We start from the raw sequence: 16,418 nt of genomic DNA on the forward strand, positions 1-16,418 counted from the left end.
CTCGCGCGATGCCTAGCCGGAACCGCGTCGGAACGGAACCCGTCGATCACGCTCGCGTGAACGATGGCTCCGCCACCGGGGCGGCCTTGGGGATCGCCCTCGGCCGACCCTCGTCGTCGATCGCGACGAAGGTGAAGGTCGCCGACGTCACCTTCTCGCGCACCTGCGTCCGGAAGCGCCGCGCCCAGGCCTCGACCTCGATCTTCATCGAGGTGCGCCCGACATGCCCGATCCGGGTGTAGACGCAGAGCACGTCGCCGATCCGCACCGGGCGGATGAAGGTCATGGCGTCCAGGGCCACGGTGACCACGCGGCCCTCGGCCCGGTCGACCCCGGCGATGCCGCCGGCCTGGTCCATCTGCGACAGCACCCAGCCGCCGAAGATGTCGCCGTTGGCGTTGGTGTCGGCCGGCATCGCGATGGTGCGCACCGTCAGATCGCCCTGCGGTTCCTCGGCGCTGTCCCGGTCCATGCGGTCCTGTTCCTTGGCGCGAAGCGCACCGACGCTCTCGGGGCGCGGCGCCGATTATGCGCGAACGCCGCGATGTCGAAAGGGGTCAGGGCATCAGGCCGGCGAGTTTCAGGCCGGCCGCCAGGAAGACGGCGGCGGCGCAGACCAGGCATTCGAGCGGGATCGATTGCCAGAGGTCGCGCACGACCACCTCGCGCGTCGCGATATCGTCCATGGGGCGTTCCTCCCGGGCGGACCGATCTGATGCCGGCCGTCCCGAACGCGAGACCCTACACCGGATCGCGCGCGAACGCAGCCCGTTTGCCCAAGTCATGAAAAAACCCGACGGCCCCAAGGGCCGCCGGGTTCAGACTTCGACGCAGGCTCGCCGTGCGATCAGTAGAAGAACCGACGACGCGGGCCGTAGAAGCGGCGGCCGTAATACGGACGACGGTAGAACGGACGCGGGCCGTAGAAGCGGCGGCCGTAATACGGGCGGCGGTAGAACGGACGCGGCCCGAACCGGCGGCGGTAGAAGTACTGGGCCTTCTCGGCGACCGCGGGGGCGGCTTCCGTCTGAAGGGCGAGGCCGGGGCCGACCGGGGCGGCGGACGCGCCCTGCGGGGCGGCGGCCGCGAAGCCCAGGACGAGCAGGGCGGCCAGCAGGAATTTCCTCATCGCGGATCTCAACTCTTTCGTGGATGGGAGACGTACGAGCGGGGCTTGAGCCCGAGCCGTCGAAACGCACGAACCGCGAAAAGCGTTTCGTCGCGAAAGCCGACTTTCGGTTGTGATCAGGCGATCTGCGTCGTCATGTCGATGACCTTCGCGGTCTCGCTCTGACGGACCAGCGCGATGCCGTGCTCGCAATCCTCGCGGCGAACGTAGCCCTCGCCCGAATCGGCGACGACGTTGCCGTTCTGCGCCCGCAGGCGCCAGCGCCAATGGCCCGGCGCATCGCGGTAGATCTCGAATCGCATCGGGGCTGCTCCTGTCTCGATGCCGTCGAGATGGGGCGCGGGACCACCGCCGGCAATGCTCCCGCGCCGGCGGCAGGACACCGGATACGGAAAAGCAGAAGGCCGCCCCGGGCATCCGGGGCGGCCTTCTCGATCAGGTCAGGGAGCGAGCTGGCTCAGGAGCGCGGGCTGCGGTCGAGCCAGCCGATGGCACGGCCCTCGCCGCCGCCGTTGCCGCCGCCGCCGCTGCGCGGACGGTTGTTGGCGGGCTGGCGCGGACGATCGCCGGCGGCGCGCTCGGGGCGCGGGCCGTTGCTCGGGCGCTCGCCCTGCGGGCGGGCGTTGCGGGTGTCGGGCTGGCGGGCGCCGTCGGGACGACCCGGGCCGCGGCCGGCCTCGGCGGTGCGGTTGCCGCCGCCGAACGGGCGGCCCTGGCCGGGACGACCGCCGGGCGCCTGGCCCGGCCGGCCACCGGGACGCTGGCCCGGACGGCCGCCGCCGGGGCGCTGGCCGCGGGTGTCGGGACGGCGCTCCTCGGCCTGGGCGATCTCGGCCGCCTCCTGGCGCGAAGGCGGGGTGAAGCCCTCGGGGAAGGGGGCGACGGGGATGCGCTGGCGGGTGATGCGCTCGATGTCGCGCAGGTACGCCTTCTCCTCGTCGTTGCAGAACGAGATCGCGAGCCCGTCCGCGCCGGCGCGCGCGGTGCGGCCGATGCGGTGGACGTAGCTCTCGGGCACGTTCGGCAGGTCGAAGTTGACGACGTGGCTCACCGCCTCGACGTCAATGCCGCGCGCGGCGATGTCGGTCGCCACCAGCACGCGGCACTGCCCGTCCTTGAAGGCGGCCAGCGCGCGCTCGCGCTGCGGCTGGGACTTGTTGCCGTGGATGGCGGAGGCCGCGGTGCCGACCTTCTCGAGGCCCCGCACGACGCGGTCGGCGCCGTGCTTGGTCCGGGTGAAGACCAGCACGCGCTCGATCTTCGGATCGCGCAGGATGTGGGCGAGCAGCGCCTGCTTGGCGCCGGTATGGGCGAAGATCACCTGCTGCTCGACGCGCTCGGCGGTGGTGGCCACCGGCGTGACGGCGACCTGGACCGGATCGCGCAGGTACTGGTCGGCGAGGCCGGCGATGTTCTTCGGCATGGTCGCCGAGAAGAACAGGCTCTGGCGCTTGGCCGGCAGCATCTTCACGATGCGCTTGAGCGCATGGATGAAGCCGAGGTCGAGCATCTGGTCGGCCTCGTCGAGGACGAGGATCTCGACGCCTTCCAGCGTCAGCGAGCGGCGGTCGACGAGGTCGATCAGCCGGCCCGGGGTGGCGACGAGGATGTCGACGCCCGGCGCCAGCGCCCGCTCCTGGCGGCCGATGGTGACGCCGCCGAACACGACGGTGTTGGTCAGCGGCAGGTGCCGGCCGTAATCGGAGAAGCTCTCGGCGATCTGGTTGGCGAGCTCGCGGGTCGGCGAGAGCACCAGCACCCGGCAGCCGCGACGCGGCGCATGGCGCTTCTCGAGGCTCAGGCGGTGCAGGATCGGCAGGGCGAAGGCGGCGGTCTTGCCGGTGCCGGTCTGGGCGATGCCGCAGAGGTCGCGGCCTTCCATCGCTGGGCGGATCGCCTGCGACTGGATCGGGGTGGGGGTGTGGTAGCCGGCCTCTTCGAGCGCCTTCAGCACGGGCTGGGCGAGGCCGAAATCGGTGAACTGGGTCAAGGTGTTACTTCTCAGGCAGCCGGATCGCGAGCGCGGGCCCGGCTCGTGTCGAGCGGCGCCGCCAAGTACGGAGAGAGGTGCGATCCGTAGAGCAGGAGGCTGCCCGCGTGATGGGGCGGCCCGGGTGCATGCACGTTATGAAGAGAGGGGCCGGACATTCGGAGAGGCGCGATCCGCGCCGTCCCTCGTATCCGTCACGCAGCCCTCTCAAGCGGACCCGTCTGTCGGCCGCTGACGCTGCCCTCGGGCTATGCGCCTTCGCGGTTGCGAAGTCAACGGCCGGTCAACCGTCGCCGCATTGCGGGATGGACGCGGCGCCACGGCCGGTGCAGCGTCCGCCGATGCCGTCCCGTCTCCCCGCCCGCCCGCTCGCCCGAGCCATCCCGCACCGGAGCGGATCGGTCCCGTTCCGGAGGCACCGGGCCGTCCGGCCGCCCGGCGGTCGCGGATGATCGCCCACCACACCGCGATCTACGTCGGCTCCCGCGGCTTCGCCGCAGCGATCAACCTCGGTTCGGTCGCGGTGTTCACGCGTCTCGCGCCGCCGGAGAGCTACGGCACCTACCTCTACATCCTGTCCTGGTCGCTGGTGCTCTACGGAGCCACCTGCCAATGGCCGAAATTCGCGTTCTTCGCGCTGTACGACGAGGCGAGCGAGGGCGCGCAGGTCGGCACGGTCCTGCGCATCCTGCTGTGCACGCTGGCGCTGGCGGCGATCGGAAGCGCGCTCGCGGTGGCGCTCCACGTCGTGTCGCCGCGGATCGCGGCGGCGATCGTCGCACTCGCCTTCGGCACGACCCTGTTCGAGGGCGCCACCGAGATCGCGCGCACACGGCTGCAGGCCGTCGCGGTGGCGATGTCGGTCGTCCTGCGCGGAATCCTGATCCTCGGCCTCGGCAGCGCGGTGCTGATGGTGTCGGGCGACGCCGTCCATCTCGCGCTGGCCGTGGCGACCGCCTACGCGCTGTCGTCGATCCCGGCCGCCGCGACGGTGGTCCCGCTGATGCCGGGCCGCGGCAGCCGGGCGGAGGCGCTGCGCCTCATCGCCTACGGCTGGCCGCTGGTGCTGTCCTTCGGCATCGCGGCTCTGGCCCAGGTGGTCGACCGGCTGATCATCGTGAAGACCGTCGGACCGGAGCATCTCGGCGCCTACGGCGCGATCGCCGACTTCCTGAAGCAGAGCTTCGTCGTGTTCGGCGAGGCGCTGGCCCTCTCGCTGATCTCGATCGCCAAGCGCGAGGCGCGCTCCGGGGGGATGCCGGCGGCGACCGCGGTGCTGTGCGACGCCGCCCGCGCGATGGCGCTGGTCGCGGCCTTCGGCGCCGCGTTCTACCTCAACTTCGACGGGGTCGTCGTCTCGGTCCTGCTCGGGCCGGACTATCGCGACCAGGCGCGGGCGCTGGCCCCGGTGCTGATCCTGGCCAGCGTGCTGATGATGTTCCGCGCCTACTATTTCGGGCAGATCATCTACTTCACGCAGTCGAGCCGCCTCGAGGCCGTGGCCTCGACGGCGACCCTGGTGACGGTGAGCGTGCTCTCGCTGGCGCTGATCCCGCATCTCGGCGTCGCCGGCGCGGCGATCGCCTTCGCGGCGGGTCAGGCCGCGGCCTGCCTCGTGTTCATCCTCGGGGCGAACCGGCACGGGTCCGGCCTGCCGGCGATGCCGCTTCCGCTGGCCGACATCGCCGGCATCGCGGCGATCGCCGTGGCGACCGGCCTCGTCCCGGCGGCCCTCGCCTGGCTCCCGGGCGGGGAGGGCGCCCCGGCGCAGATCCTGCGCTTCGCCGTGCTGGCCCTCGGCTTCCTCGCGGCCGCGTGGCGCTACGACGTGGTCGGCATCGCCGGCGTGGTGCGGCAGCGCCTGCATCGGGTCGCCGGATGAGGGCGGGTGCGACGGCCAGGATGCCGGGCGGGCTGTACGCCGCCCTGCGCCCGCTCGATCCGGCAGCGCCCGGCGTCGCGGCCTGGCGCGCGCTCGGCGCGAAGGCCTGCGTCGCCAACCCGTTCTACGAGGCCGACTACGCGCTGCCGGCGGCCGGGGCCTTCGGCGACGGCGTTCGGCTCCTGATCGTCGCCGACCGCCCGCCGGACGAGCCGGGCGCGCGATGGCTCGCCCTGTGGCCGTTCCGGATCTCGCGCATCCGCTGGGGCCTGCCGCTGCCGGTCCTGATCGGCTGGACGCACGGCTTCTGCCCCTTGGGCGTGCCGCTGCTCGACGCCGCCGAGCCCGACCGCGCCCTCGCCGGGCTGCTCGATGCGCCCAGGGCGCTCGGGCTGCCGCCGCGGCTGCTGCTGCTCAACGCGCCGGCGGATGGCCGCTTCGCGGATCTGCTGGCGGCGCGGACGGGGCGGCGCGATGCCGCCTACTGGGCGCATGCCCGCGGCTCCCTCGACCTCGCCGGCCTGACGCCGGAGGCGCGCACGGGCTATCTCGGCCACGTCAGCGGCAGGAGCCGGCGCAAGCTGCGGCTCGCGCGCGAGCGCCTGGAGGCCGGCGGTGCGGTGGTGCTCGAGACGATCGCCGATCCGGCCGCGCTGATCGACGCGCTCGACGACTACGTCGCCCTCGAGACCGCCGGCTGGAAGGGCCGGGCCGGGACCGCCCTCGGCCGGCGCCCGGCCGAGGCTGCGTTCCTGCGCGGGATGGTCGCCGGGTTCGGCGCCCAGGGCCGGATCCGGATCTTGCGCCTGCGCCGCGATCGCCGCACGCTCGCCGCCGCGATCCTTCCGCGAAGCGGTCACGAGGATTTCGTCCTGAAGATCTCCTACGACGAGGCGGAGGCCGCCGCCGCGCCGGGCGTCCAGCTCGTCCATCGCCTCACCGAGGCCGCGCTGCGGGACGGCGCGATCGCGCGGATCGATTCCTGCGCCGCCCCGGACTACCGCCTCGCCGAGATGTTCTGGACCGGGCGCCGGGCGATCGCGCACCGGTTGGTCGAGGCCTCGCCCGACCCGCTCTTCCCGCTCGCGGCCGCGCTGGAGCGTGCCCGCGAGCGCTATGCCAAGTGGCGGGCCCGTTAGAGCGTTGCGGCGGCGGCGCATTGCCTCCAGGGTCACGCGGTCCAGTTTGCCACGGCAAGAGACTCGAAGCTCGACCGGGAGGATCCGATTTCCAACGCCCCTGCCGCCCGCGCCGCCGATCCGTCCGAGAAGCCGGATCGCCACGCCCCGAAGCCGCCCGAGCTGATGTCGCCCTGGCGCACGGATGCGCGCGTCGCGCTCCAGGCCGAGGCCCGCGCCTTCGCCCGCGACGTGGTGATGCCGCTCGCCGACGCGCTCGACCCGCAGAAGGCCGAGATGCCGCGCTCGCTCATCGCCGCGATGGCCGAGAAGGGCTGGTTCGGCCTGACGATCCCGGCCGAGCACGGCGGCATGGGGCTCGGGGTGTTCGAGTACTGCCTCGTCTCGGAGGAACTCGCGCGGGCGTGGCTCTCGGTCGGCAGCATCCTGGCGCGGGGGCAGGGGCTCGGCACGCAGGTGCTCGACGACGCCCGCCGCGCCGACCTGCTGGCGCGGTCGGCGCGGGGCGAATGGATCGGCGGCATCGCCCTCTCCGAGCCGGGAGCCGGCTCGGACCTGGCCGGCGTGCAGACGCGGGCGGTGCGCGAGGGCGACCATTGGGTGCTGACCGGGACCAAGCGCTGGGCGGGCTTCGCGCGCGCGGCCGACTTCATCGAGGTTCTGGCCCGGACCCGCGATCCGGAGCCCGGCGAATCGCGCTCGGCCGGGCTCGAGCCGTTCCTGGTGGTCAAGCCGCCGGGTGAGTTCCCCGAGGGCATGACCGGGCACGTCATCGACAAGATCGGCTATCACGGCTTCCTGACGTTCCAGCTCGAGCTCGAGGGGGTGCGCGTCCCCGAGAGCGACCGCCTCACCGGCCTCTACGGCGACGGCGGCGCGGACGCGGATTCCGGCGGCTTCGCCTCGGTGCAGCGCGGCCTCAACATCGCCCGCGTCCACACCGCGGCCCGCGCCGTCGGCGTCGCGCGCGCGGCGGTCGAGGACACCCAGGCCTACCTTCAGGAGCGCGTGCAGTTCGGCCACCCGATCGGCGACTTCCAGGCGCTGCGCTTCGCGCTCGCCGACATGGCGGCCGAGGTGGCGCAGGCGCGCGCCTTCTGGTGCCAGGTCGCCCATCTCCTCGACCAGGGCGAGGCGGCCGAGAGCGAGTCCGCCATGGTGAAGCTGCTGGCCACCGAGATGGCGGTGCGCATCACCAACCAGGCGATGCAGCTCCACGGCGGCAACGGCTACACCACCGAGCGGCGGGTCGAGCGCTACTGGCGCGACGCGCGGCTGACGACGATCTTCGAGGGCACCAGCGAGATCCAGCGCCGCATCATCAGCGACCGGATGCTGCCGAAGGCCTGACGCCCGCACGGCGACCGCCCGCCCCCGCACGCGTGTGCGAGGCGCGACCGTCGGCGAGGCGGCCTGCCGGACGCGCTTGCGGCGGGCGGACGCCCTTTTGTGCGCGGGGACGACAACATCGAACTCGCCGACGCCGACGGCTCCGTCGGCGTCCGGGCGTCCAGGGGTGCGTTCCGGGGCCTCGTCGAGGATCGGCCGCGAGACGTTTCGCAACGATGCGGTGGTGCAGGGCCCCCAGCGCGGTGCCGGCCATCGCGGACCGCGATCGATCGGGCGTGGCTGCCATGAATGCCGGCTCGGGACATTCTCGCCCCTGCAATCGTTTGCGGGACGACGCTCGCGCGTGACCTGAAACCCGCCGCGCGCTGCCGCTCACCCTCAGGGTTGGGCTGCCGGTGCCCGCTCGCCGGCGCGGGCCCGGGCCAGGGTCCGGCCGAGGCGCTGGGCCATCTGGTCGCGCAGGGCCTCGGCGACCTCGATGTCGACGAGCCGCCAGGTCCAGCCGCGCAGGCGCAGGCGCACCCGCAGCTGCTGCGCCCGCGGCGCGTCCGGCGGGATCGCGATCACGGCGGTGCGGAAGCCGCGCATCTCCGAGGCGATCCAGAACGGAAACACCCGCCCGATGCGATCCAGCCTGAGCCCGGACGGCTTCACCCCGTCGGGACGCGGGATGTCGAGGCTCTGCGGCCAGCCGTCGTCGAGCAGGTCGAGCACGGTCTCGGGCGTCACCATCGATTCCGCGAGCGCCAGCGCCACGCCGACCGCCGCCTCGTTGAGGCGCTGGCGATCCTTGGCATCGAGGGTCGGATCGTTGTCCGACGCCGAGCGCAGGGCGGCGGTGGTCTGCCGGACCAGCGACAGCCGCAGCGTGCGAAAGTTGGCATGCTGCTGGACGAACGCGACGTCGTGCGCCCTTACCGCCCGCGCGAAGTCGTAGAGCGTCCAGAGCGGCGTCAGGGTGAAGGCGAACCAGCCGAGCACCGCGACGAGGGGAAACACCCACCAGCGCATCGCCCAGCCTATCGCCCGGCCGCCGCGCTCACGCGCCGACCGACCACGCGTGCAGCGGCGCGAAGGCCGCGACGACGCCCTCGTAGACCGGCCGCTTGAACGGCACGATCAGCTCCGGCAGCTCCGCGAACGGCACCCAGCGCCACGCGTCGAACTCGGCCTTGTGAGCACCGCCGCCGGGACGCTCGACGTCGATCGCGTCGTCGTCCCCGAGGAACCCGAAGGCGAACCAGCGCTGCGTCTGCCCGCGGTAGCGACCGCGCCACGCCTGCTTTCGCACATCGGGCGGCAAGTCGTAGGACAGCCAATCCGGCGCCTCGGCGAGCAGCCGGACCGAGGCCGCGCCGACGTTGGTCTCCTCGTGAAGCTCGCGCAGGGCTGCGGCCTGCGGCGCCTCGCCGTCGTCGATCCCGCCCTGCGGCATCTGCCAGGCGAGGTCGCCCGCGACGTGCTCGGGGCCGGCCTCCGGCTTGCGGCGACCGACGAAGACCAGCCCGGCGCGGTTGATCAGGGTGACCCCGACACAGGGGCGATAGGGCAGGCTCTCGCCCGGATCGCGGGATTCGGTGTCGCTCTTCATCGGCCGCGACCATAGGGAGGGCCAACCGGCGCGGCAACGTCGGGAAACACGATATCGGCAGCGCCCGATCGCGGCAGCCGCCGGGCTCAGTCCGCCTTCGTCACCCGCACCGCCTTCGCGCCGCGGAGCGCCACGCTCGCCGGCACGAGGCGGATGCCGCGGCCCTCGAGCTCGCGGCTCCAGCGCGCGATCCGCTCGATCGTCATCGGCTGGGCGCTGCCCGAGGCGAGGGCGAAGCCGTTGGCGCGGGCCTGCGCTTCGAGCCGGGCGAGCTCGCGATCGATCGCCTCCGGGCGCGGCACCGCGTCGAGGACGATCTCGGCGCGGGCCGCCGGCACCTTGGTCCTGCCGAGCAGGTCCGCGGGCACGCCGCGCGCGTTGGTGCCGTCGTCGAGGAAGCCGAGCCCGCGGGTGGCGATGTCGCGCAGGACCGGCTCGAACGCGACCGCGTCGGCCATGAACTTGGCCCCCATGAAGTTCGTGACGCCGACATAGCCCGAGAACCGGCTCATCACCCAGGCGAGGCGGTCGGCGTTCTCGGATCCCTTGGCGGCGGTGAGCAGGCCCTGCGGGCCGGGATCGCTGTCGGGGTAGTCGAACGGCTCCATCGGCGCTTGGAGCAGGATCTCGTGGCCGAAGGCGCGGGCCCGCGCCGCGCTGCGCTCGGCATCGGCGCCGTAGGGGGAGAAGGCGAGGCTGACGGCGGGCGGCAGCTTGACGATCGCGCTCGCGGTGGCGGCCTGGCCGACGCCGAGGCCGGTGAGCAGGATCGCGATGCGCGGCCCGCTGCCGGGCTCCTCGGAGCGTGCGTAGACGTCGAGCGGGCGGATGCGGCCGTCGCCGAGCTTGGGCAGGACGCCGTGGCGGCCACGCTCGGTCAGGCGCGGGTCGGGGGCGGGCGCGAGCTTGGGCGCGTCGGCCTGGGGCACGCGGATCACCACCGCCTCGGCCGGCGCGGCCGACCCGCCGGCCCGCACCACGGTGACGCCGGAGGCCGACTCGACCTCGACGGCGCTGCTCTGGAGCTTCGATGCCGGCGCCGGCTCGTTCGCGGCGGCGGCCTCCGGCGACGGGGGACGCCCGGCGGCGGCCATCGTCTCGCGGACGACGATGGCGACCTGGACCCGCGGCTCGCCCGCCTTCGGGTCGCCGAGCAGGAGCACGAGGCCGAGCACCGCCAGGCCGAGGCCGCCGAGACCGGCCGCGACGGCGCGCGGAGACCGGCCGAGGGTCGCGAGGCGCGCGCGCAGGCGTGCCAGCGCGGCCTTCGGGCCGGGGGCGGGGACGTCGACCCCGAGGGGACGCGTCAGGATATCGTCGGACGAGTCGGTCACTGGCCCTCGGAACTGGCGGGGCCGCCGGAGAATCGCCGGTCGCGGCAAGGCAGCCCCGCCGTCATTGCCGGCCGCCATGGTTAATTTTTTGTAAGAGCGGCCTTCGGTCCTAGAGCCTGTTCCGTGATCACCGGATCACGGAACAGGCTCGCTCTCGTTGTGTGGTCGCGCTCTCGTCACGCGAGCCGGCATCCGCCGCGCTCGAAAAGGCTCGCAACGCGCGCACGGGCGCCATGCGAAGAACCCCGCCCGGCACGCGCCGGACGGGGTTCTCGCCGTGTCGTCGATCCCGGACGGGATCAGTTCGGCATCGTCGGCTTCTGGGCGTTCGCGGCGCCCTTCTGGATGCCGTGCAGGAAGTCGACGGCGGCGGTGAGCTGCTTGTCCTTGGCGGGATCCGGCGGGACGTAGGCCGACGAGCCGCCGCGCTCCTCGACGTCCTTCTGCTTGAGGTGGCCCTTCAGGCCGGCCTCGCCCTTGGTCTCGTCCTTGCCCTTGAGCTCGTCCGGGACCTCCTGCAGCACCTCGACGTCGGGCTCGATGCCCTTGGCCTGGATCGAGCGGCCGGACGGCGTGTAGTAGCGCGCCGTGGTGAGGCGCAGCGCGCCCGAGCCGCCGAGCGGGATGATCGACTGCACCGAGCCCTTGCCGAACGAGCGCGTGCCGAGGATGGTCGCGCGCTTGTGATCCTGCAGGGCGCCGGCGACGATCTCGGAGGCCGAGGCCGCGCCGCCGTTGACGAGCACCACCACCGGCTTGCCCTTGGTGATGTCGCCGGCCTTGGCCGAGAAGCGCTGGGTCTCGTCCGGGTTGCGGCCGCGGGTCGAGACGATCTCGCCGCGGTCGAGGAACGCGTCGGAGACCATCACCGCCTGGTCGAGCAGGCCGCCCGGGTTGTTGCGCAGGTCGATCACGTAGCCCTTGATCTTGTCCTGCCCGATGTCGGTCGAGAGCTTGTCCACGGCAGCCTTGAGGCCGTCGTAGGTCTGCTCGTTGAACTGCGTCAGGCGGATGTAGCCGATGTCGGCCCCTTCGACGCGCGAGCGCACGGGCTTGATCTTGATCACGTCGCGGTTGAGCGTGACCTCGATCGGGTCCTTGGCCTCCTTGCGGGTGATCTTGAGCTTCACCGGCGAGTTCACCGGGCCGCGCATCTTGTCGACCGCCTGGTTCAGGGTCAGGCCCTGGACCTGGTCGTCGTCGATCTGGGTGATGATGTCGTTCGAGAGCAGGCCCGCCTTCGAGGCCGGGGTGTCGTCGATCGGGGTCACGACCTTGATCAGGCCGTCCTCCATCGTGACCTCGATGCCGAGCCCGCCGAACTCGCCGCGGGTCGTGGTCTGCATGTCGCGGAACGCCTTGGCGTCCATGTAGCTCGAATGCGGGTCGAGCGAGGTCAGCATGCCGTTGACGGCCGCCTCGATCATCTTCGCCTCGTCCGGCTTCTCGACGTAATCGGTGCGGACCTTCTCGAACACGTCGCCGAACAGGCTGAGCTGGCGGTAGGTCTCGGCGGAGGCCGCCACGGCGCGCGGACCCGACAGGAAGTCCGTCTGCGTCGCGACCATCGACGTGCCTGCTCCCAGGAACGCGCCGAGCATGATGAGGGACGTCTTGCGCATTATCCGCGAACCTTCTCGCTGGGGCTTTTCGCCCACCAAGGCTCCGGATCGATGGAGCCGCCGTCCTTCTTGAATTCCACGTACAGGATCGGATCGCTGCCGTCGCCGCTCATCACCGGCTGGACCGCACTTCCCTCGCCCATGTTACCGACCGGCTCGCCCGCGAGCACGAATTGGCCGACCTCGACCGAGATCTGGTCCATCCCGGCCAGCAGAAGATAGTAGCCATCGCCGGCGTTGATGATCAAGAGTCGTCCGTACGACCGGAACGGCCCGGCGAACTGCACCCAGCCGTCGGCGGGAGAGGACACCACGGCCTTCGCGCGGGTGGCGAGCGAAATGCCGCGCGTCACCCCGCCGTTGCCGTCGGGCTGGTTGAAGCCGCGCAGCAGGCGGCCGCTGACCGGGCGCGGCACGTCCCCCCGGGCGTCGACGAACTTCACCTTCGGGGCGAGCTTGGCGGGGTCGCGGATGCCGGCTGCGGCGAAACGCTCCTGCGTCGCCTTCGCCTCGCGCTGCTCGGCCGCCTTGGCCTCGTCGGCGGAGCGCTTGGCGGTGGCGACCTCGCCCTCGATGCGGTCGAGGAGGTCCTTCAGGCTCCGGGCCTCCTTGGCGAGGTCGGCCGCACGGGTCCGCTCGGCGGCGAGCCCGGTCTCGACCTCCGCCTGCCGGGTCCTCCGCGCGGCGACGAGGGCCGCGAGGCGCTGCTGCTCGCGCGCCCAGCCGGCGAGGTCGTTCTGCAGGCCCTGCCGGTCGGCGGCGATGAGGCCGCGCAGGCGCACGAGCTCGGCGAGGTCGGCGGCCAGCGTGTCCACCTCGCCGCGCATCTCGGGCACGATCGCCCCGAGCAGCATCGAGGTGCGGATCACCGCCAGAACGTCTTCCGGGTTGACCAGCACCGCCGGCGGCGGGCGCCGGCCCATGCGCTGGAGCGCCGCCAGGATCTCGGCGATCACCCCGCGGCGGGCCTCGAGCGAGCGGCGGATGGCGGCCTCGCTGCCCGACAGCGTCTTGAGGCGCTCCTCCAGGCGGCTCATCCGGTCCTCGGTGGCCTGGGACTGCCGGCCGGCATCGAGGAGCGCCGCGTCGAGCTTGGCCCGGTCGCCGCCGATGCTGGCGATCTCGGACTCGAACTGCGCCTTGGCGCCCACGCTCGCGGCGAGCGCATCCTGCACCCGCTTGAGGTTGTCCGCGCGGCGGTCGCGCTCGTCGATGGCGCGCTGGATGCGCTCGGCCTCGGTGACGGGCGCCGCCGCGTCCTGGGCCCGCGGACGGGCCGCGGGCAGGGCGGCGAGGGCCGCGGCGAGGGCGCCCGTGGCGACCAGCCTCGTGAGGACCAGCGTCATGGCGTGCGTTTGCCGGCTCCGTTCATCAGCGCAGGTCTCATCCAGCATTGCGGCGCACGCGAGGCATTCACCCGTCGGGATCGCCGCGATGATACGGGTGGCCCGCCAGGATCGTGAGGGCGCGGTAGAGCTGCTCGAGCGCCAGCACGCGCACGATGCCGTGAGGCAGCGTCGCGGCACCGAAGGACAGGGTGAGGTCGGCCCGGGCCCGGACGGCGGCATCGAGCCCGTCGGCCCCGCCGATGGCGACCACCAGGGCCGGGCGCCCGGCATCGCGCCAGTCGCGGATGCGCTCGGCGACGCGCTCGCTCGGCAGGTCGGCGCGGCCGCGCTCGTCGTAGGCGACGAGGACGCCGCCGGCCGGCACCTGGGCGAGCAGCCCGGACGCCTCCTCGGCGCAGCGGTCGGGGGCACGCCGCGCACGGCTCTCGACCATCTCGGCGATGTCGCAGGCGGGGAAGCCGAGGCCGCGACCGAGCTGGGCCGCACGCTCGCGGTAGCGCGCGGTCAGGTCCCGCTCGGGCCCGTTCTTGAGGCGCCCGATCGCGGCGACGAGGAGGCGCAACGGGTCGGCGTTCAGTCGGCGGAGACGCCCGAGGGGCGGTCGGAGCCCCACATCTTCTCGAGGTTGTAGAAGCCGCGCACCTCGGGCCTGAAGATGTGGACGAGGATATCGCCGGCATCGATCAGCACCCAGTCGCAGGCCGGCATGCCCTCGACGCGGGCGGTGCCGAAGGACTTAGCCTTCATCTCCTGCGTGATGTGGTCGGCGATCGAGCCGACGTGACGCTGCGACCGTCCGGAGGCGATGATCATCGTGTCGGCGATCGAGGTCTTGCCGGCGAGATCGATGGCGATCGTCTCCTCGGCCTTCATCTCGTCGAGGCACCCGAGCACGAGCGTCCTCAGGTCTTCGACCCTGGCCAGGGCGGCGGTCTCGGAACCCTGGGTTCCCGTGTGGAGCGACTCGGACAGCGTCCTGATTCCTCGGATATCGGCAGTGGCGACGCGCGCCTGCGTTGAACCGACGACTTTGGCCGGTTCCGGGCGGTAATTCAAGGTTCCCCGGTGCCGCTCCGCGCATCGCGGATCTGCGTCGAGGAGAGATGCGAGCGCGGGCCGTGCAGGAACACCCAGGCCGGGGGCGCCATGCCCGGCAGGGCGGAGGCGTCCGATTCCGGGATGCGGGCGGCGGAGAACCGTCGGGCGGCCCGCGCGCCCGGCGCGCTGAGGGTGTGGCCGGGGCGGTCGATCACCGCGACCGGCATCAGGCCCATGATCTCGGCCGAGCCCTTCCAGCGATGGAAGCTCGCCAGCGAATCGGCCCCCATGATCCAGACGAAGCGGATGCCCGGCCGCCGCCGCACCAGCCAGCGCAGGGTGTCGCGGGTGAAGCGGGCGCCGATCGCCGCCTCGAACCCGGTCACCGCGATCCGCGGATCGCCCTTCGCCACCGCGGCGGCCTGCGCGCAGCGCTCGGAGAGCGGCGCGATCGGCCGCCCGCGCTTCAGCGGGTTTCCGGGCGTGACCAGCCACCACACCCGGTCGAGGCGCAGGCGGCGCAGCGCCATGGTGCCGACATGCAGGTGGCCGGCATGCGCCGGGTTGAACGAGCCACCGTACAGGCCGATCCGCATCCCCGGCGACGCGGGCGGCAGCGCGCCCTCACGCAACGGCGCGGATCACGGCAGGCGAGACCGCGCCGCTCACGGGCGCGTCTGGCCGCTGCCGTGGACCCGGTACTTGAAGGTGGTGAGCTGCTCCACGCCGACCGGGCCGCGGGCATGCATGCGGCCGGTGGCGATGCCGATCTCGGCGCCGAAGCCGAACTCGCCGCCATCGGCGAACTGGGTCGAGGCGTTGTGCACCACGATCGCGGAATCGACCTCGGCGAGGAAGCGGACGGCCTCGTCGCCGTCCTCGGTGACGATCGCGTCGGTGTGGTGCGAGCCGTAGGTCTCGATGTGCTCGATCGCCGCCTCGAGCCCGTCGACGACGCGGACCGAGATGATCGCGTCGAGGTACTCGGTGCGCCAGTCGGCCTCGGTCGCCGCCGTGACGCGACCGTCCACCGCCTGCACGTCGGCGTCGCCGCGCACCGCGCAGCCGGCGTCGAGCAGGGCGGCGACGAGGGGGGCGAGATGGGTGCCGGCGCAGGCGCGGTCGACCAGCAGCGTCTCGGTGGCGCCGCAGATGCCGGTGCGCCGCATCTTGCTGTTGAGCAGGATGGTCCGGGCCATGCCGAGGTCGGCGGCGGCCGCGACGTAGACGTGGCAGATGCCGTCGAGGTGGGCGAAGACCGGGACCCGCGCCTCGGCGTGGACGCGCTCGACCAGGCCGCGCCCGCCGCGGGGCACGATCACGTCGATGCAGCCGTCGAGGCCGGCGAGCATCGCGCCGACCGCGGCGCGGTCCTTCGTCGGCACGATCTGGATCGCGTCCGCGGGCAGGCCGGTGGCCTCGAGCCCGGCCCGCATCGCCTCGGCGATGGCCATGGCGCTGCGGTGGCTGTCCGAGCCGGCCCGCAGGATCGCGGCGTTGCCGGCCTTGAGGCAGAGCGCGCCGGCATCGGCGGTGACGTTCGGGCGGCTCTCGAAGATCACGCCGACGACGCCGAGCGGCACGGCGATGCGCTCGATCAGCAGCCCGTTCGGGCGCTCGAAGGCCGCGACCTGGCGCCCGACGGGGTCGGCCAGCGCACCGATCTTCTCGACCGCGTCGGCGATCGCCGCGAGGCGGCCCTCGTCGAGGGTCAGCCGGTCGATCAGCGCCTGGCTCTGCCCGGCGGCCTTCGCGGCGGCGACGTCGCGGGCGTTCTCGCGCAGGATGACGGCGCGGTCGGCGCGCAGGCGCTCGGCGATGGCTCGCAACGCCACGTCCTTGGTCTCGGCCGAGGCCAGCGCCAGCTTGCGGCCGGCGGCGCGGGCGCGCCGGCCGATGCCGTTCATCTGCTCGGCGAGGTCGTCGGCCGACGCGAAGCCGGATCGCATGTTCAGGACTGGCACGGGCATCATCCCAGGTCGGCGGCCTTCCCC

General features: G+C 73.0%; 17 protein-coding genes. 3 read left to right on the plus strand and 14 right to left on the minus strand.

What is annotated here, in order from left to right; genetic code table 11:
* Window positions 1-46: 46 nt before the first annotated feature.
* From MKK70_RS11340 to MKK70_RS11355, 5 genes are all read right to left on the minus strand, one after another.
* Window positions 47-472, minus strand: coding sequence for an acyl-CoA thioesterase (locus tag MKK70_RS11340; protein ID WP_243934840.1), 426 nt, complete (start codon window positions 470-472; stop codon window positions 47-49).
* Between the two features lie 85 nt (window positions 473-557).
* Window positions 558-686 carry a hypothetical protein gene (locus MKK70_RS30600; protein ID WP_279603601.1) on the minus strand — a complete coding sequence of 43 codons (129 nt, stop codon included), beginning with the start codon at window positions 684-686 and terminating at the stop codon, window positions 558-560.
* A 161-nt stretch (window positions 687-847) separates the two neighbouring features.
* Entirely contained in the window at window positions 848-1,129 is a 282-nt protein-coding gene (locus MKK70_RS11345; RefSeq protein ID WP_147729335.1) for a hypothetical protein, read from the minus strand.
* Window positions 1,130-1,245: 116 nt separating this feature from the next.
* A complete protein-coding gene (locus tag MKK70_RS11350) occupies window positions 1,246-1,431 on the minus strand; it encodes a YegP family protein (RefSeq protein ID WP_147844179.1) in 186 nt (61 codons plus the stop codon).
* A gap of 155 nt (window positions 1,432-1,586) precedes the next feature.
* Window positions 1,587-3,119 carry a DEAD/DEAH box helicase gene (locus MKK70_RS11355; protein WP_243934838.1) on the minus strand — a complete coding sequence of 511 codons (1,533 nt, stop codon included), beginning with the start codon at window positions 3,117-3,119 and terminating at the stop codon, window positions 1,587-1,589.
* A 448-nt stretch (window positions 3,120-3,567) separates the two neighbouring features.
* On the opposite strand from MKK70_RS11355, the gene MKK70_RS11360 reads away from it, so the two are divergent.
* The 3 genes from MKK70_RS11360 to MKK70_RS11370 all read left to right on the plus strand — a co-directional run bounded on the left by MKK70_RS11360 (window position 3,568) and on the right by MKK70_RS11370 (window position 7,490).
* Window positions 3,568-5,001 carry a lipopolysaccharide biosynthesis protein gene (locus MKK70_RS11360; RefSeq protein ID WP_243947731.1) on the plus strand — a complete coding sequence of 478 codons (1,434 nt, stop codon included), beginning with the start codon at window positions 3,568-3,570 and terminating at the stop codon, window positions 4,999-5,001.
* 20 nt (window positions 5,002-5,021) lie between these two features.
* Window positions 5,022-6,140, plus strand: coding sequence for a GNAT family N-acetyltransferase (locus MKK70_RS11365; protein ID WP_243947733.1), 1,119 nt, complete (start codon window positions 5,022-5,024; stop codon window positions 6,138-6,140).
* Between the two features lie 165 nt (window positions 6,141-6,305).
* A complete protein-coding gene (locus tag MKK70_RS11370) occupies window positions 6,306-7,490 on the plus strand; it encodes an acyl-CoA dehydrogenase family protein (protein ID WP_243947735.1) in 1,185 nt (394 codons plus the stop codon).
* A gap of 378 nt (window positions 7,491-7,868) precedes the next feature.
* Here MKK70_RS11370 and MKK70_RS11375 read toward each other — a convergent pair whose 3' ends face one another.
* The 9 genes from MKK70_RS11375 to MKK70_RS11415 all read right to left on the minus strand — a co-directional run bounded on the left by MKK70_RS11375 (window position 7,869) and on the right by MKK70_RS11415 (window position 16,388).
* Window positions 7,869-8,501 carry a DUF2939 domain-containing protein gene (locus MKK70_RS11375; protein ID WP_147728798.1) on the minus strand — a complete coding sequence of 211 codons (633 nt, stop codon included), beginning with the start codon at window positions 8,499-8,501 and terminating at the stop codon, window positions 7,869-7,871.
* Between the two features lie 28 nt (window positions 8,502-8,529).
* Window positions 8,530-9,081 (minus strand): RNA pyrophosphohydrolase, encoded by a 552-nt coding sequence (locus tag MKK70_RS11380; protein WP_243947737.1) that lies wholly within the window; start codon window positions 9,079-9,081, stop codon window positions 8,530-8,532.
* Window positions 9,082-9,167: 86 nt separating this feature from the next.
* Complete coding sequence (locus tag MKK70_RS11385; protein WP_243947739.1) at window positions 9,168-10,415, minus strand: divergent polysaccharide deacetylase family protein; 1,248 nt, start codon at window positions 10,413-10,415, stop codon at window positions 9,168-9,170.
* Window positions 10,416-10,714: 299 nt separating this feature from the next.
* Window positions 10,715-12,037: a S41 family peptidase gene (locus MKK70_RS11390; protein ID WP_147729525.1), complete on the minus strand. Its 1,323-nt coding sequence runs from the start codon at window positions 12,035-12,037 to the stop codon at window positions 10,715-10,717.
* Window positions 12,037-13,383, minus strand: coding sequence for a murein hydrolase activator EnvC family protein (locus MKK70_RS11395; protein WP_243947741.1), 1,347 nt, complete (start codon window positions 13,381-13,383; stop codon window positions 12,037-12,039). Before MKK70_RS11395 ends, MKK70_RS11390 begins: the two co-directional genes overlap by 1 nt.
* Window positions 13,384-13,450: 67 nt before the next feature.
* A complete protein-coding gene (gene rlmH, locus MKK70_RS11400; RefSeq protein ID WP_147842120.1) occupies window positions 13,451-13,948 on the minus strand; it encodes a 23S rRNA (pseudouridine(1915)-N(3))-methyltransferase RlmH in 498 nt (165 codons plus the stop codon).
* Window positions 13,949-13,959: 11 nt separating this feature from the next.
* On the minus strand, window positions 13,960-14,358 hold the full coding sequence (gene rsfS, locus MKK70_RS11405; RefSeq protein WP_405044372.1) for a ribosome silencing factor: 399 nt from the start codon (window positions 14,356-14,358) through the stop codon (window positions 13,960-13,962).
* A gap of 80 nt (window positions 14,359-14,438) precedes the next feature.
* Window positions 14,439-15,056 carry a nicotinate-nucleotide adenylyltransferase gene (locus tag MKK70_RS11410; RefSeq protein ID WP_279603602.1) on the minus strand — a complete coding sequence of 206 codons (618 nt, stop codon included), beginning with the start codon at window positions 15,054-15,056 and terminating at the stop codon, window positions 14,439-14,441.
* A 33-nt stretch (window positions 15,057-15,089) separates the two neighbouring features.
* Window positions 15,090-16,388 (minus strand): glutamate-5-semialdehyde dehydrogenase, encoded by a 1,299-nt coding sequence (locus tag MKK70_RS11415; RefSeq protein ID WP_147726613.1) that lies wholly within the window; start codon window positions 16,386-16,388, stop codon window positions 15,090-15,092.
* Window positions 16,389-16,418: the final 30 nt, after the last annotated feature.

The organism is Methylobacterium sp. E-041, assembly GCF_022829665.1.
Classification (GTDB): Bacteria; Pseudomonadota; Alphaproteobacteria; order Rhizobiales; family Beijerinckiaceae; genus Methylobacterium.

Excerpts from the sequence above, each read along its gene's own strand:
- MKK70_RS11340 (WP_243934840.1), bottom strand. The coding sequence starts at position 472 with ATGGACCGGGACAGCGCCGAGGAACCGCAGGGCGATCTGACGGTGCGC.
- MKK70_RS30600 (WP_279603601.1), bottom strand. The coding sequence starts at position 686 with ATGGACGATATCGCGACGCGCGAGGTGGTCGTGCGCGACCTCTGGCAA.
- MKK70_RS11345 (WP_147729335.1), bottom strand. The coding sequence starts at position 1,129 with ATGAGGAAATTCCTGCTGGCCGCCCTGCTCGTCCTGGGCTTCGCGGCC.
- MKK70_RS11350 (WP_147844179.1), bottom strand. The coding sequence starts at position 1,431 with ATGCGATTCGAGATCTACCGCGATGCGCCGGGCCATTGGCGCTGGCGC.
- MKK70_RS11360 (WP_243947731.1), top strand. The coding sequence starts at position 3,568 with ATGATCGCCCACCACACCGCGATCTACGTCGGCTCCCGCGGCTTCGCC.
- MKK70_RS11365 (WP_243947733.1), top strand. The coding sequence starts at position 5,022 with ATGCCGGGCGGGCTGTACGCCGCCCTGCGCCCGCTCGATCCGGCAGCG.
- MKK70_RS11370 (WP_243947735.1), top strand. The coding sequence starts at position 6,306 with ATGTCGCCCTGGCGCACGGATGCGCGCGTCGCGCTCCAGGCCGAGGCC.
- MKK70_RS11375 (WP_147728798.1), bottom strand. The coding sequence starts at position 8,501 with ATGCGCTGGTGGGTGTTTCCCCTCGTCGCGGTGCTCGGCTGGTTCGCC.
- MKK70_RS11380 (WP_243947737.1), bottom strand. The coding sequence starts at position 9,081 with ATGAAGAGCGACACCGAATCCCGCGATCCGGGCGAGAGCCTGCCCTAT.
- MKK70_RS11390 (WP_147729525.1), bottom strand. The coding sequence starts at position 12,037 with ATGCGCAAGACGTCCCTCATCATGCTCGGCGCGTTCCTGGGAGCAGGC.
- MKK70_RS11395 (WP_243947741.1), bottom strand. The coding sequence starts at position 13,383 with ATGACGCTGGTCCTCACGAGGCTGGTCGCCACGGGCGCCCTCGCCGCG.